Below are 14,592 nucleotides of genomic sequence, written 5' to 3'. Positions count from 1 at the left end.
CTCGAGTCCGGTCAGGGAGCGGTTGCTTCGAACCGCGTGATCCGGACGGAGCCGCCGAGCGCCCCGGTGGTGAAGTTGAAGAGGGCGTAGCGGTAGCCCATGAAGAACTGCCAGGCGTTGTTCAGGGTGAAGGTGGGTCCGAACAGGGTGAAACGGGTTCCGTCGGTGCTGTAGGAGAACCGCGCGGTGCGGTTCGTGCCGGGCGTGATGTCGACGTTCACACGCAGCCAGATCCGGCTGCCCGAGACGCCGGCGCTCGCCCGCACGGTGCCGGTGCCGGTGGTGTTCCAGTTGGCGTCCATGGTGAGACCGTCCACCATGACCACGCGGGTGCCGCCGCTGTCGCGCATGAGCCCGATGCAGGCGGAGGAGTCGCGCAGCAGGGCCAGGCCCGCCCGGTCCCCGTCCCGCATCCCGGTGTGCTCCAGCACCGCCGTCGCGGTGGAGGTGGGGCCCGGAATGCGGTGGGTGAGGGTGTTGCGGGCCCAGTACAGGTCGCTGGTGACGGTCGCGGTGCGCAGCGTGAGGCCGTCGCCCACCGACCACTTGCTGTTGTCGGGGTTGTGGTTCCACTCCCACCTGGGCGCCAGGGACGTCCCGGTGAAGTGCTCGACGCCCGTCATGGGCTCGACCGGGCGAGGCGGGGCGGGAACGGCGGGCGCGGGATAGGAGCCGCCCCAGGCGCCGCCCACGAGCTGGACGACGGGCCAGCCGTCGGAAGTCCAGGTGACCGGGGCCAGGACGGGGATGCGGCCGCCGGGGTAGGCGTCGACGAACGCCATGTAGTACCACGCCCCGTACTGCGTCTGCACCAGCCCGCCCTGGTGGGGGACCCCGCCACCGGGGACCGGGCCGGGCAGGTCGAGCAGCACCTTCCTGAGCGTGTAGGGGCCGAAGGGGCCGCTCGTCGACTTCAGGATGTACTGGCCGTTGGCGGGGCGGGTCAGGAAGATGTAGTAACTGCCGTTGACCTTGTAGAAGCGGGCGCCCTCCAGGGTCCCGACGCTGGACGGGGTGCTGAACACCTGCTGGGTACGGACCTGGGTGCGGCCGTCCGGGGAGAGCTGTGCCACGTGGATGGCGGTGTTGCCGTACGCCACGTACAGGGTGTCGTCGGTGTCCACGAGCATGCCCGCGTCGTAGTAGGCGGTGCCGATCGTGGTCAGCCGGCGCCAGGGGCCTTCGACGGAGGTGGCCGTGTACAGATAGGTCTTCGCGAAGTCGATCTGGCCCACCCAGTAGAACGTCCGGTTGGACGGGCGGTACGCCAGTGACGATGCCCAGATGCCCCGGACGTAGCCGCGGGCGCCGTTGAGGTCGTACTTGGGACCGAAGTCCAGCACCGGCACCGAGTGGCCGGCCAACTCCCAGTTCACCAGGTCGTACGAGCGCAGGATCGGAGCGCCGGGCGAGTAGTGCATGGTCGAGGCCGAGCAGTAGTACGTGTTGCCCACGCGGATGACGTCGATGTCCGCGAAGTCCTGCCAGAGGACGGGGTTGGCGTAGGTCGTGGCGGTCGGGGAAGGCGCCGCCGGCTGTGCGGCGGACACCTGTCCGGCCGCTGCCACGGGCAGCACGCTCCCCGCCAGCAGGCCGGTTCCCGTCGCGAGTGCGGCACGACGATTGACGGAATGACGAGTCCATGACATGCGAGCTCCTTGCGGCGTCGAGGGCGGGGCAGGGAGGGAGCGGGTCCCGAGTGGCCACACGTTCGGTGTTTCGAACATGTTTCGGCAACTCGGACGGTCAGGATCGTGGATGGCACCCGGGGCGCGTCAACCCCCTTGCATCATTCGGCAGTCGCACCGAATTGTTTCGCTCGCCGGGTGGTGCCGACGTGTCACTCACCCGGCCGCCCGACGCCTCGGGCGCCTGACCTGCCGTGCAGGTCAGGCCTGTGCCGGCCGTACACGACGACCTCGGTTCCTTCATCGCTGCGGGACATCCTTGAGGAACAAGATCCCGTCGTTGTCCGCCAGACGGGCCGGGTCGAGCGGGGCGTAGCCGAACCAGGGGGACACCCGGGGCACGGGCCGCGTGTCACCGAGGGCGGTGGCCAGCCGCGGGGCGTCGATGACGCAGCGGTCTTCCGGGAGCGCGTACAGGAGACCTTCGAGGGTGTCCGGCGGCGGAGTGTCCACTCCCTGGTGCCGGATCGTGCCGAGAGCCGTGGCCACGAAGGCGTACTCCGCGCCGAGCTGGGCGCTTACCAGCGCGCCGGCGCTCCACCACTCCACCGGCCCCTGCCACATCTGCATCCTGCTTTTCTCCCGCTGGAGATGGGAGTTGTGCGCGTGGGCGAGCACCGGGCCCCGAGCGGCGACGGCGAGGAGGTTGTGGGCCATCATCGAGTCCCGCAGCGCGCACAGTCGGCTCATGCGGGCCGGTGAGGTGTCGGCCATCCAGAAGTGGTAGCGCAGCAGGCCGGTGGCGGTACGCCCGTACAGGCGAGCCCGGTCGACATCGTCACGCGAGGTCGCCGCGAGCAGGTGGGGTGTCTGCTGGTCGAGCAGCGCCACCAGATCGTCGGCGAGCAGGCGCAGCTGACGGGCCTCGGCCGACTGCCCCACGGACCGGGACGGGTCCATCATGGCGGCGGGATCGGTCCACCGGTCGTCGGCGTCGAGCAGGCGGTCGAGCGTGTCCGCGGTGCAGGGGAGCAGGTCCGTGTCCACGTGGGCCGCGAGGTGGTCGTGGAGTGCGGTGAGGGCCTGACGGGGGCTCGCGGCGTGGGTGATCTCCAGCGGGCCGTCGAAACCGGCGAAGCGGAGCCGTTCGGAAGCGGGCCGGCCCTCGTCGTCGACGCGGATGTTGTAGGCGCGCATCCAGCGCACGAGCTCGTGGTTGGCCGCAAAGGCGCCCCAACCGTGGCTGATCCCCCGTTCCATGACCTCCTCTAGGGTGCCCGTGCCCGAGGTGACGTAGTCGTCGACGAGCAGGCTCGTCATGCAGTCGCTCTCGATCGCGATGGTCCGATAGCCCTCCTGCTCGACAAGCTGCCGGAAGAGCTCGTTGCGCAGTTCGAGCAGAGCGTTCTCGCCATGGGTGGGCTCGCCCAGGGCGAGCAGCCGCGGCCGGGCCGGGACCAGCCTCATGACGGAGGCGGCATCGACGGCTTGGGCGGCGTCCTTGATGTCGGTAGCCATGCCCTCAACGCTATCGTTGAACCTACGGTTGAGACCTGCACGCGGTATCGTCGGCGATATGGGGCGAAACCTTCAAACAGCCGCTCGGCTCAGGCCGGTTGACCTGGCCCGCGGGCACGGTCTGTCCACGCAGGCGATCAGGAACTACGAGGAGGCCGGCATCCTTCCGGCCGCCGGCCGCACGCCCCACGGCTATCGCGTCTACACGCCGCAGCACGCGGGCGCCCTGCGGGCGTTTCTCGCCCTGGTACCCGGCCACGGCCACCAGACGGCGACGTCGATCATGCGGGCCGTGAACCAGGGCGCCGTCGACGAGGCCTTCCGCCTCATCGACGAGAGTCACGCTCAGCTGCTCGTCGACCGGCAGACCCTCCAGGCAGTGGAGAAGGCCCTCCGCGGCCTGGATCCCGCGGGGGTGCCCGGAGCAGAGCCGACCGCGATGCCCGGGGCCGAGGGCACGTTCATCGGGCCGCTGGCCCGGAAGCTCGGGATCCGACCCGCGACGCTGCGCAAGTGGGAGCGCGCCGGGCTCGTGCGCCCGCGCCGCGACCCGCAGACCGGCTACCGCGTCTATGGCGAGGCCGACGTGCGGGATGCCCGACTGGCCCACCAGCTCAGGCGGGGCGGCTACCTCCTGGAGCAGATCGCCCCGCTGACCGCCCAGGTGCGGGCGGCCGGCGGGCTGGAGCCGCTGGAGGCAGCCCTGCGGGACTGGCACGGTCGGCTGTCCACTCGTGGGCGGGCGTTGCTGACCGGAGCCGCCGAGCTGGAAGCGTACCTCCGTGAGTGCGGAACGGCTGGGGACTGACCTGCCGCTCCGAGGTCGAGGACGGCACTGCGAGCCCGTCGTCATGGCGTGGCTCACTCTCCGGCCGTTGCGGGGCGGGGTGCGCGATCACGACCGGAATGGACACTCGTCCTCCCCCGGGTTTCGGTGTCGATCACGACCTGGTGGCTGATCGACTACGGGTAGTTCTCAGCGGCCGGCTCCCCGGGCCGACGGGGCGAGTACATGCGTCGCCCTTGCGGGCCGCGGCCCGCCGGCCCGCGCAGACCTCTGCAGCAGGGGCATGCGCCGGCCGTGGTGCCGAGGGCCTCCCGACGAGGGTGGAGCGGCGCGGGCGCCTACTTGTGCTCGACTCGGCCTACCGCGTCGGGCCCGCTCGTCAGCGCCTCGCAGGCGGCCCGCCACGTGGGGGCGCCGGGGTGGAGCTCGGTGTGGAGGTAGGCCGCGGTGAGTCGGGCCAGGGCGGAGACCCGCTCGGGGTTCTCGTCGGTGGTCTCGGCGGCGTCGTATCCCGCGATCCCGCCGAGACCGTGCTCCGCGTCGAACAGGGTGAGCAGGGTCTTGGGTCCGGGGGCGAGGGTGTAGGGGTCGGCGTGCCAGTCCGGTCCCATGTCCGTGAAGTGCCGGGAGTCGTCCTTGTCGCCGGCGACGACCAGCGCGGGCGCGGTCATGGTGGAGAAGTCGAGGGCGCCGATGATCGGCCACTGCTCGGCCATGGGCCCGTTGAGGGCGTCGCCGCCCCGGCCGGGCGCGGCGAGGAGCACGCCGGCCTTGATCCGGGGCTCGACGAGGTGCACCACGTTCCCGGTGTCCGGGTCGTTGAGCCCGGCGCCCAGCAGGAGGGCGGCGGTGAAGCCGCCGAGCGAGTGCCCGGCGAGGGCGACCTTGGTGTGGTCGATCCGTCCCGCGAGCTGTGGCACGGTGCGCTCGATCGTGTCGAGCCGGTCGAGGATGTGGGTCATGTCCTCGGCACGGGAGCGCCAGAAGTCGGGTGCGCCGGGTGCGTCGGCGACCAGGTGGCTCAGTGTGCGGGAGGTGAGGTGGGTCGGCTGGATGACGACGAATCCGTGGGCAGCCCAGAAGTTGGCGAGCGGCGCGTAGCCGTTGAGCGAGGAGAGGTTGTTCGAGGGGCCGTGCCCGTGCGAGAGGAGGAGGACGGGGAGGCCGGTCCCGGTCGCGGGGGCGGAGACGCGGACCTGGAGGTCCACCGGACGTCCGGGCACGGAGAGGACGACGGGGCTGAAGGACAGGACCGGGACGGGCCTGTCCAAGGCCTCGGTGGTGGTGGCAGTGGATGTGCTCACGATGTGGGTTCCCTTTCGGTGGCACCTCCCGTCGCCGGTCTTCCGCGACCGGCGACGGGACAAGGCGGTCAGGAGTGCTCCGCTTCGGCCGGACCGAAACGGAGCACCGCTCCACCTAGTATTCGGAGCACTGCTCCGCTTTGTCAAACACGCGGATGGGGTGTGAGGCGAGCGTCGGCGGCTCCGTGGGGGACGTGCTGCCGCAGGGCGAGGGGTGAGGGGTGAGGGCGGCAGTGAAGGGCCGGGGCCGCCGTCGCGAGACACTGCGTCTTGCGCGAGAGGGCCGCGCGGGCTCTCGTCGTTTTGACGAGACGGTACGTGTCGTCGCTCATGCCCTCCGTCCTCCATGAAAGAAGACGCCGCTTGATCCGAACTTCCGAAGCATCGTCCACCCCCGCTGCCGTCTCCCAGCTCACCGTCTCCGACGTCAGCAAGCGCTACGGCCGGCACCTCGTCCTGGACCGCGTGTCCTTCACGGTCCGGCCCGGGGAGAAGGCGGGGGTCATCGGGGACAACGGCTCCGGCAAGTCCACCCTGCTCCGGCTGCTCGCCGGCGTCGAACAGCCCGACAACGGAGAGGTCGGTGTCGTCGCGCCGGGGGGAACAGGGCACTTGGCGCAGACCCTCGATCTCCCCGGGACGGCGTGCGTCGGTGACACCATCGACCTGGCCCTGGCCGGGCTGCGCGCCCTCGAAGGGCGAATGCGGGCGGCCGGTGCCGCGCTCCAGGGCGCCGACCCGGCCGCGTACGACAGGTACGCCGCGCTCGAGGCGGAGTTCGAGGCGCGCGGCGGGTACGACGCGGACCGCTGTGTCGACGTCGCTCTGCGCCACCTGGGAGAGGCGGCCGGTCAGGACCGGTCGCGGCGGCTCGGCACCCTCTCCGGCGGCCAGCGCTCCCGGCTCGCCCTGGCCGCGACGCTCGCCTCGGCACCCGAACTCCTCCTGCTGGACGAGCCCACGAACGACCTGGACGACGAGGCCGTGGCCTGGCTGGAGGAACGGCTGCGCGCTCACCGGGGCACCGTCATCGCCGTCACCCACGACCGGGCGTTCCTCGACCGGGTCACCGACACCATTCTGGAGGTCGACCCCGACACGCGGTCCGTGCGCCGCTACGGCAACGGCTACCCGGGGTACCTCGTCGCCAAGGCCGCCGAACGCGCCCGGCGGGAGCGGGAACACGCCGAGTGGCGCACCGAGTTGGCCCGGCAGTCCCGGCTCGCGGACTCTCATGCGGGACGCCTCGGAACGATCCCTCGCAAGGGGCCGTGGGCCTTCAGTGGTGCGGGCGCGTTCAGGGCCCGCTCGCGGGCCCACGGTGCCATGAGCCGCATCCGCAACGCGCGTGAACGGCTGCACCGGCTCACCGAGAACCCGGTGCCCGCACCTCCTGAGCCGTTGCGGTTCTCGGCGGACATCGCGGGGATGGCGGACCGCGCGGTGGAGGTGCGGGACCTGCGCGTGCCGGGGCGCCTCGTGCTGGACTCGCTCCATGTGCCCGCAGGGGGCCGCCTCGTGGTGACCGGTCCCAACGGTACCGGTAAGACCACGCTCCTACGGGTCCTGGCGGGCGAACTGAACCCGGAACCGGGCGCCACAGTCCGGCGACCGTCGCGGGTCGGGTTCCTGCGGCAGGTGGCGGTCCCGGCCTCCGCCGAAGAGGCGAGCGGGTCCCTGCTCGCGGCCTTCGGTGAGGACCGCGCCGACGAACTGCTGGCCCTGGGCCTGTTCCGTGCCACGGACCTGGCCCGGCCCGTACGGGACCTCTCCACCGGGCAGCGCCGCCGGCTCGAACTCGCCCGCCTGGTCACCGGCTCGTACGATCTGCTGTTGCTGGACGAGCCGACGAACCATCTCTCGCCCGCGCTGGTGGAGGAGCTCCAGGCGGCCCTCGCCTTGTACGAAGGGACCCTGATCGTCGTCACCCACGACCGGCGGCTGCGGTCGGCCCTGTCCGGAGCGGTTCGCGAGATCGCCCGGCCCACCTCCGGCACCTGTCAGCACAAGCGCCCTCGCGGTAGCTAGTGGCGGGTGGCGAGCCGCTCCAGCAGGGCGGCGCTCTGTGCCAGCAACGCCCGTTCCTCCGTCGTGAGTTCGGCCTCGATGGCCTGTGCCAGCCAACCGGCCCTGCGGCCGCGCTCGGCTTCGAGGGCGGCCCGGCCCGCGTCCGACAGCTCGACCAGCGACTTGCGGCCGTCCGTGGGATGCGCCCGGCGTGTGACCAGGTTCTGTTCCATGAGCAGCCCCACCGCCCGGGCCATCGACTGGGGGCGTACGCGCTGATCGGCGGCGAGGTCGCTGGTGGTCATGGCGCCGTTGCGGTCGAGAGCACCGAGCACGGCGACCTGGCCCAGCGGGATGCGGTCCTCGTGCTTGACGCGTCGGGTGAGCTTGCCCATCGCGGTGCGCAGTTCGGTGGCGATGGCGGCGGCTTCCGAAGTGGGCATAGGGCACTTTACCTCGCTGGCCGGTGAAGATGCGCACCTTACCTGCACAGCCATACTGAACAGCCAGACTGTGCAGCATTGCTGTAGGATCGTGGTTTGCCGGGCTCAGCGCGCCAGCGTCGTCGCAGCCGGGCCACGGCACACGACAACGGGAAGGACCCCCATGTCCGCAAAGCCAGTGGGAACCGTCGACGCCGTCATCGAGACCGTCACCGCCCGCAGCGTCATCGACAGCCGCGGCAACCCCACGGTCGAGGTCGACGTCGTCCTGGCAGACGGGTCGCTGGGGCGCGCGGCTGTCCCCTCCGGCGCCTCCACGGGCGCCCGGGAGGCCGTGGAACTGCGCGACGGAGACTCCGCGCGCTGGCACGGCAAGGGCGTCGACCGCGCGGTGGGCCACGTCAACGGGGAGATCGCGGCCTCCGTGCGCGGCCGGGACGCGGCGGACCAGGCAGGCCTCGACGCCGCGCTGGTCGCCCTAGACGGCACCGCCACGAAGTCCCGGCTCGGTGCCAACGCGATCCTCGGTGTCTCCCTCGCCACCGCCAAGGCCGCCGCGGCGGCCCACCGCCAACCCCTCTACCGCCATCTCGGCGGCGCCGACGCCCACCTCCTGCCGCTGCCGATGATGAACATCGTCAACGGTGGTGCCCACGCCGACAATCCACTGGATTTCCAGGAGTTCATGATCGCGCCCGTGGGGGCGGACACCTTCGCCGAAGCCGTCCGTATGGGCAGCGAGGTCTTCCACACCCTGCGTCGCGATCTCCTGGCCGCCGGGCACTCCACGGGCGTCGGTGACGAGGGTGGCTTCGCACCCGCGTTGCGTACCGCCGAGGAGGCGCTCGACTTCGTGATGACCGCCATCGAGCGCACGGGCTACCGCCCCGGCGCGGACATCGGCCTGGTCATGGACCCGGCGTCGTCGGAGTTCTTCCGCGACGGGATGTACGACTACGCGGGCGAGGGGGTGCGCCGCACCCCCTCCGAGCACGCCGACTACCTGGCCGAGCTCATCGACGCCTACCCGGTCGTCTCCATCGAGGACCCGATGGCGGAGAACGACCTGGACGGCTGGCGCGAGCTGACCGCCCGCGTCGGCGACCGCTGCCAGCTCACCGGCGACGACGTGTTCTGCACCAACGAGACGCTGCTGCGCGAAGGCATCCGCACGGGCGTCGGCAACTCGGTCCTGGTCAAGGTCAATCAGATCGGGACCCTGACCGAGGCGCTGGCCGCGGTGGCCACGGCCCACGAGGCGGGCTGGACGGCTGTCATGTCACACCGCTCGGGCGAGACGGAGGACACCACCATCGCGGATCTGGCGGTGGCGACCGGCTGCGGTCAGATCAAGACCGGCTCGCTCTCCCGCTCCGACCGCACGGCGAAGTACAACCAACTGATCCGCATCGAGGAGGAGTTGGGCGACTCGGCGCGCTTCGCGGGACGCTCGGCACTGCGTCGGGCCTGACCAGCGGACAGAGGCGGAGAGCATGCGGGCCCCCAGGCCGATCGGGGGCCCGCTCGCGTGCCGCGTCGGACGAACCGTCCTCGGCTGTGCACCCCGTGCGACCTGCGCCGTTCAGGACAGGTCGGCACGGCCGTGCGCACGCAGCCGGCAAGCCGGCCCGCCGCCCGGTCAGCCCGCCCGCGGTGCGACCGTCATGGACGGCATCACGCCCCCTGAAGGCGCGCACGCGGCCCACGACGACGGCGTACAAGGTGTCCCGTCGTCGCTCGGTGACGCACCATGGACCACACGGGGGTGACACCGCCCCGCGGGTGCGCCGTGCCGGGCGCCGAGGGGGAGGAGGAACGGTGGACGTCCATCGACCGGAGAAGACGGCCGCGAAGATGCGGGAGGCGGTGCGCGCGCTGCTGTCCGTACTGGACCCGGAGCAGGTGAGCGAGATGCGCGCCGGTCCCGCCCGGCTGGACGCGCCCGAGCTGCGGGAGTGGACCTATCTGCCGGGCCCGCGCCCCGGCCTGCCCACGGAGGGGCTCGACGGCCGGCAGCGTGAGGCCGTCGACGCGCTGCTGGCCGCGGCGCACAGCGCACCAGGAGCGGAGCTGGCGCGCGGGGCGATCGAGGTGGAGCGCCACCGCCGGGCCACGGCCGGCGCCACGGGCGCCGACCGCTACTGGGTGCGGCTGCTGGGAGACCCGGACGGCGACGGACCCTGGGGCTGGCGGATGAACGGCCACCACCTCGCCGTACACGTACTGATCACGGCGACCGGAATCCGGGTGACACCGCACTTCGTCGGGGCGGAGCCGGCCCGCGTCACGGACGGACCGCAGGCCGGACGCCGGCTGCTGGGACCGGAGGAGGACCTGGCCCGTGAACTGGTCACGGACCTGGACGCCGGCCGACGGGCGACAGCGGTCTTCGCCGCCGAGCCGCCGGACGACATCCTCACCCGCGCCGATCCGTTCGTCGAGCCGGACCTGCTGCCGGCCGGCCTGCCGCACGCCGACATGACGTCCGGCCAGCAGCGGCTGCTCGAACGCCTGGTGCGCCGCTACCTCGACCGGGCACCCGCGGCCTACGCGCAGGAGTGCTGGTCCGACACGGTGGCAGGTGGACTGGACGTCCTCTCCTTCGCCTGGGCCGGTGGCCGTGCGCCCGGCGACCGGCACTACTACTGCGTCCGGGGCCGGGACCTGCTCATCGAGTACGACAACACCCAGGACGACGGCAACCACGCCCACTCCGTCTGGCGGCACGCCCGGCACGACTGGGGCGCCGACCTGCTTCGCGCGCACTACACGGAACAGCACGGCCGGCGGAAGCCGGAGCGGAAACGGCCGGCCTCGGGCTCACGTGACTCGATGACGGAGCAGGACGACGGGCGGGTGTCGGCGCCGGGTGTCAGGCTTGAGGCCGTACAGGAACCGTGGAAGGGAATCGCCGTGATCACCAATGACTTCGCCCCCGGCTCCCCCTGCTGGCTCGACCTCGGTACTCCCGACGTCGCCGGCGCCGCGGCCTTCTACGGTGCCGTGCTCGGCTGGGAGTACGAGTCCATGGGGGAGGGCGCGGAAGGCGGCATGTTCCGCAAGGACGGCAAGATCGTCGCCGGGCTGGGCAAGCTCACCGAGGAGGGCGCGCGCTCCGCCTGGATGATCTACTACTGCGTCGGCGACGCGGACGCCACGACCCAGGCCGTGCAGCGCGCCGGCGGCACGGTGCGGGTGGCGCCGACGGACCTCGACGACTGGGGCCGGATGGCCCAGTACAGCGACCCTTCGGGCGGTCAGTTCGCGGTGTGGCAGCCGGGCACGAACAAGGGCGTCGAGCTGGTGGACGAGCCCGGGTCGCTGTCCTGGACCGAGCTGTGCACGAGCGACGCCGCAGGGGCCAAGGCGTTCTACGGTGATGTCCTGGGCTGGCAGTTCGGTGACGTGGAGCTGCCGGGCGGCGCGGGCACGTACTCCCTCATCACACCTGCCGGTCTGCCCGAGGAGCGCGTGCACGGCGGCCTCATGCAGCTCCGGGAACAGGACCTCGCCCTGGCGAACGGCCGGTCCTACTGGCATCCGGTCTTCGCCGTCGCCGACTGCGACGCCGCGGTGGCCGCGGTCACGGCGCGGGGCGGCAGCGTTCAGATGGGCCCGGAGGACGCGGCGGGTGTCGGTCGGCTGGCCGTCTGCCTCGATCCGTCGAACGCGGACTTCGTGGTGCTCACCCCGGCCCAGGAATGACCGGACCGCTCACCCGGCGGAGCGCGGGTCGCCGTGTCCCCGAGTGCCCCGAGGGACGGGCCGGGCCCCCCGTCTCAGCCTTCATGGGCTCCCCCGTGCGCCACGTCGGTGCCGAGGGAGCTCCATGCCGGATGCCGGCCGTGGATGTTCGATCCGTTCGGCGTCGTTCACCACCGCGAGGACGACCTCCCCATCGCCCGTCACCGCGACGGTGGGCGCGTGCGGGTCCCGGCCTCGCTGCGGAGAACGTGAGCACGGTCCCACTGCGGTTGTGTCGCAGCGCGTCCGGTGACGGGCGTCCGACTGCCCGGTGTGCCACTGGCAGACCGCTCGGGTGGCTCGGGCGCATAGAATTCGGTCTCATGCCGAAGCCTGACGAGCTCATCATCGACATCGCTGCCCTCGTGGAGTCCGGGCAGAGCAGTCAGATGTCCCTCACCGTGGTGACGGGTGGCGCCGTCATCACCGGTCGCCTGGCCCCCGAAGCCGTGTGGCGGCAGAGGGTGTCCGAGGTGTTGACGGACTCCGCCCAGCTCAGCGCGTTCTCCACCGTCTTCGACACTCCCGTGAAGACGGACGGGCCGCCCACGCACCTGCACTTCCACGTCGCCCGCATCCTGCAGGGCACGGTGGGGATCCCGGAGACGGGAGGGATGTACCGCGTGGCGATCGAGGACGTCAGTGCCTGGACCGTGGGCGACTTCAGTTACTCCGACCAATGACCGAATGACCGCCGTCGCGCCACCCGGCCGCCCGACCACGGGGAACCGGGCGGCGCGACGGCGAACCCATGGGAGAGTCCCCCAGGCCGCCGCACACCGTGCTGGACACCACCGAACCGCGGCAACTGGCCGCGTTCCGCGGGGAGCCGCCCGGTCCGACCGACCGTCCGGGGGACGAGCCCCGTCGGGGCCCTGCCCGCGTCGGCCTGCCGGTACAGGGCCGAGCCACCCGGGACCGGTGTGGGGCCGCCCCGCTCCTGGTGTGGGGCCGCCCCGCTCCTGGAGGGGGGCGGGGCCCGCGGACCGGGAGCCGAACCGGTGCGGTGAAAGCCGTACGGAGGGGGCCCGTGCGCCCGGCCGGCCGTCGACGGCGACGGCCGGGGGTGCCGGTACCGGTGTCCGGGAGGTTGACTAGAAGTTGTCCTCGACCTCGGCCTTTTCGGCCGCGTCCGGGTAGGGGTTGGTGCACGAGACGCCCGCGGTGGAGCCCGACATCAGGCTGGAGCAGGGACCGGGCTTGCGGTCCGGCAGGCCCAGGATGTGACCGAGCTCGTGGGACGAGATGCGCACCGTGTTGTAGCCCTGGTTCACGGCCTGGCGTCCGATGTAGACGGTGCCGTTGCCCAGGGAGGTGGTCAGGGCGCGCGGCCACCCGTTGTCGGCCAGGATCCGGATGTTGGCGCGCTGCCCGGAGGCGGCCGGGCGCAGCTCCACTCCCTCGACGCTCTCGTTCCAGATCGCCGCGCCCCGGTCGACCGCGGACCTGAACTCCGCGGAGCCGCTCGCGTCGTAGGTGAGCACCCGGGCGGCGGGCAGGGGGGCCGTGGTGCCGCCGGTCGGTTCGGCGGCCACGGCTTGGCCGCTCAGCAGGGGGAGGGCCGTCAGCAGAGCCGCGGCCAGGCCGCCGGTCAGGGTACGGACGTGCATCGTCGACCTCCTGTGGGGGAAGGGCAGTCGTGTGCATGACATCTTTTGCTTCCCTGCCCACTGCGTACGGCTGCCAATCCGCTGTTCCGGCCGGTGCGGGTTCGCGAGCGCGCCGCCGGAGCCCCGTGAGGGAACCGCCGCGACATGAGCCCTCGCGCCGCCGGGCGGCTCGGCCCGCGCCGGGACGGGCCGTCAGCGGATGCGGTGCGTCTCCCAGAAGGGGCCGAGGTCCTGGTCCGTCAGGGACTGGGCGGCCTCCTTGAAGTCGGCGGTGCTGGAGACGCCGTGCCAGTGGTCCCTGGCGTACTCCTTGAGGAGTCGCGCCATGGCATCGGCGCCCAGGGCGCGTTCCAGGTCGGCCAGGGCGCAGGAGCCGGCCGTGTAGACGAGGTGGTACTCGCCGGGGTGCTGCGACCAGTAGGCCATGGAGCCGGTCAGTGCGGCGCTCTCGTCGGGCCAGTGAACGTCCGACCAGCAGTCGCGGGTGTCCCAGCCGTAGAAGCGGGCGTTGGCGTACTGGGCGAAGCTCTCGTCCAGCCACGGCGAGGCGTACTCGTCGTTGCCGACGATGCCGTACCACCACTGGTGCGCCACCTCGTGGACCACGGCGCTGCCCTCCTCGGTGGTGCCCAGGAGTACGAGGCCGGGGTACTCCATGCCGCCGCCGAAACCACTGGTCATCACGAGGTCGATCTCGCCGTACGGATAGCGGCCGAACTCCCGGCCGAACCGGCCGAGCGCGGCGACGGCGTCCTCGCGGCTGAGGCGCACACCCGCGGCAGGGGTGTCGGGCGCCCAGTACGACTTCACCCGCACCCCTTCGGGCGTCGTCTCCGTCGCCGTGCGGAACGGGCCCGCGGCCCAGGCGAAGTCCCGCACCCGGTTCGCGACACTGAGCGTGACCGTACGGCCGGGGCCGCCGGGCAGGGCACGGGTGTCTCCGGTCGCCGGCACCTTCAGCGCCGACGGGTGGTCGAGGCGCACCCGGAAGTCGCTCGTCAGGGCGTAGAAGCTCTCTCCCCGCGCCACGTACGGGTCGAGGTGCCACCCCTTCGCGTCGTGGACGGCGAGCACGGGCAGCGCGTTTCCCAGGAAGCGGTAGGGGCCCTCACGGCCGAAGCGGGCATTGCGGTCGGGCACCGTGAGGGAGACGTCGAAGGCGAGGGACGTCCGCTCACCGCGTGCGAGGGGTTTCGTGAGAACGATCCGCAGGGCCGTGCAGTGCACGGCGAGACCACCCGGCGTGCCACCACGTACGTGCGAGACCGTGACGGGGGAGCTCGCGGCGGGCGTGCCGCACTTGTCCTCGCCGTTTCCCCACAGACGCAGGTACACCTCACGCAGCGGACGATCGGACGCGTTCCGGAACGACACCCGCTGCCGTCCGGCCCAGCGGCCGCCGTCCGCGTCGGAGCGCAGGGCCACGTCGTAGCGAGCGCGATCGGGCGTCGCGGCGGCCTTCGGCTCCTCCGGCGCTCCGGCCGCTGCGCCGGCGTCACTCACACCTGCGGTGACCGCCACGAGCAGCAGCACCAGCAGGGCGACGACCAT

Annotated in this window: 11 protein-coding genes and 1 pseudogene; 6 read left to right on the top strand and 6 right to left on the bottom strand. The window is 72.0% G+C overall.

The window, feature by feature from the left end; translation table 11 throughout:
• Positions 1-11: 11 nt before the first annotated feature.
• Both KUM32_RS33510 and KUM32_RS33505 read right to left on the bottom strand, forming a co-directional pair.
• Complete coding sequence (locus KUM32_RS33510; RefSeq protein ID WP_217145687.1) at positions 12-1,649, bottom strand: family 43 glycosylhydrolase; 1,638 nt, start codon at positions 1,647-1,649, stop codon at positions 12-14.
• A gap of 279 nt (positions 1,650-1,928) precedes the next feature.
• On the bottom strand, positions 1,929-3,146 hold the full coding sequence (locus KUM32_RS33505) for an erythromycin esterase family protein (protein WP_217145686.1): 1,218 nt from the start codon (positions 3,144-3,146) through the stop codon (positions 1,929-1,931).
• A gap of 58 nt (positions 3,147-3,204) precedes the next feature.
• Here KUM32_RS33505 and KUM32_RS33500 point away from each other — a divergent pair, with 58 nt between their 5' ends.
• Positions 3,205-3,954: a TioE family transcriptional regulator gene (locus KUM32_RS33500; RefSeq protein WP_217145685.1), complete on the top strand. Its 750-nt coding sequence runs from the start codon at positions 3,205-3,207 to the stop codon at positions 3,952-3,954.
• A gap of 317 nt (positions 3,955-4,271) precedes the next feature.
• On the opposite strand, the gene KUM32_RS33495 is transcribed toward KUM32_RS33500, so the two are convergent.
• On the bottom strand, positions 4,272-5,237 hold the full coding sequence (locus KUM32_RS33495) for an alpha/beta fold hydrolase (protein ID WP_217145684.1): 966 nt from the start codon (positions 5,235-5,237) through the stop codon (positions 4,272-4,274).
• 330 nt (positions 5,238-5,567) lie between these two features.
• Between KUM32_RS33495 and abc-f the strand changes: the two genes are divergently transcribed.
• A complete protein-coding gene (abc-f, locus tag KUM32_RS33490) occupies positions 5,568-7,265 on the top strand; it encodes a ribosomal protection-like ABC-F family protein (RefSeq protein ID WP_217145729.1) in 1,698 nt (565 codons plus the stop codon).
• Here abc-f and KUM32_RS33485 read toward each other — a convergent pair.
• A complete protein-coding gene (locus KUM32_RS33485; RefSeq protein ID WP_217145683.1) occupies positions 7,262-7,687 on the bottom strand; it encodes a MarR family winged helix-turn-helix transcriptional regulator in 426 nt (141 codons plus the stop codon). The two genes, abc-f and KUM32_RS33485, sit on opposite strands and share 4 nt — an antisense overlap.
• Before the next feature lie 163 nt (positions 7,688-7,850).
• Between KUM32_RS33485 and eno the strand changes: the two genes are divergently transcribed.
• The 4 genes and pseudogenes from eno to KUM32_RS33465 all read left to right on the top strand — a co-directional run bounded on the left by eno (position 7,851) and on the right by KUM32_RS33465 (position 12,114).
• Positions 7,851-9,158, top strand: coding sequence for a phosphopyruvate hydratase (gene eno / locus KUM32_RS33480; RefSeq protein WP_217145682.1), 1,308 nt, complete (start codon positions 7,851-7,853; stop codon positions 9,156-9,158).
• Positions 9,159-9,244: 86 nt separating this feature from the next.
• A pseudogene (locus tag KUM32_RS33475) lies at positions 9,245-10,420 on the top strand (DUF3500 domain-containing protein); the annotation flags it as partial.
• Positions 10,421-10,600: 180 nt separating this feature from the next.
• Positions 10,601-11,392, top strand: a complete 792-nt coding sequence (locus tag KUM32_RS33470; RefSeq protein ID WP_217145728.1) for a VOC family protein — start codon at positions 10,601-10,603, stop codon at positions 11,390-11,392.
• 362 nt (positions 11,393-11,754) lie between these two features.
• Positions 11,755-12,114, top strand: coding sequence for a hypothetical protein (locus tag KUM32_RS33465; protein ID WP_217145681.1), 360 nt, complete (start codon positions 11,755-11,757; stop codon positions 12,112-12,114).
• 411 nt (positions 12,115-12,525) lie between these two features.
• Here KUM32_RS33465 and KUM32_RS33460 read toward each other — a convergent pair whose 3' ends face one another.
• Both KUM32_RS33460 and KUM32_RS33455 read right to left on the bottom strand, forming a co-directional pair.
• Positions 12,526-13,041, bottom strand: coding sequence for a snapalysin family zinc-dependent metalloprotease (locus KUM32_RS33460; protein WP_217145680.1), 516 nt, complete (start codon positions 13,039-13,041; stop codon positions 12,526-12,528).
• Positions 13,042-13,233: 192 nt separating this feature from the next.
• Positions 13,234-14,592 (bottom strand): M1 family metallopeptidase, encoded by a 1,359-nt coding sequence (locus KUM32_RS33455; protein ID WP_217145679.1) that lies wholly within the window; start codon positions 14,590-14,592, stop codon positions 13,234-13,236.

The organism is Streptomyces sp. AC627_RSS907 (genome assembly GCF_019049165.1).
The sequence above is the reverse complement of the archived record's forward strand: the minus strand, read 5'-3'. Positions and strand labels throughout refer to the sequence as shown.

Excerpts from the sequence above, each read along its gene's own strand:
- KUM32_RS33510 (WP_217145687.1), bottom strand. The coding sequence starts at position 1,649 with ATGTCATGGACTCGTCATTCCGTCAATCGTCGTGCCGCACTCGCGACG.
- KUM32_RS33505 (WP_217145686.1), bottom strand. The coding sequence starts at position 3,146 with ATGGCTACCGACATCAAGGACGCCGCCCAAGCCGTCGATGCCGCCTCC.
- KUM32_RS33500 (WP_217145685.1), top strand. The coding sequence starts at position 3,205 with ATGGGGCGAAACCTTCAAACAGCCGCTCGGCTCAGGCCGGTTGACCTG.
- abc-f (WP_217145729.1), top strand. The coding sequence starts at position 5,568 with ATGCCCTCCGTCCTCCATGAAAGAAGACGCCGCTTGATCCGAACTTCC.
- KUM32_RS33485 (WP_217145683.1), bottom strand. The coding sequence starts at position 7,687 with ATGCCCACTTCGGAAGCCGCCGCCATCGCCACCGAACTGCGCACCGCG.
- eno (WP_217145682.1), top strand. The coding sequence starts at position 7,851 with ATGTCCGCAAAGCCAGTGGGAACCGTCGACGCCGTCATCGAGACCGTC.
- KUM32_RS33465 (WP_217145681.1), top strand. The coding sequence starts at position 11,755 with ATGCCGAAGCCTGACGAGCTCATCATCGACATCGCTGCCCTCGTGGAG.
- KUM32_RS33460 (WP_217145680.1), bottom strand. The coding sequence starts at position 13,041 with ATGCACGTCCGTACCCTGACCGGCGGCCTGGCCGCGGCTCTGCTGACG.
- KUM32_RS33455 (WP_217145679.1), bottom strand. The coding sequence starts at position 14,592 with ATGGTCGTCGCCCTGCTGGTGCTGCTGCTCGTGGCGGTCACCGCAGGT.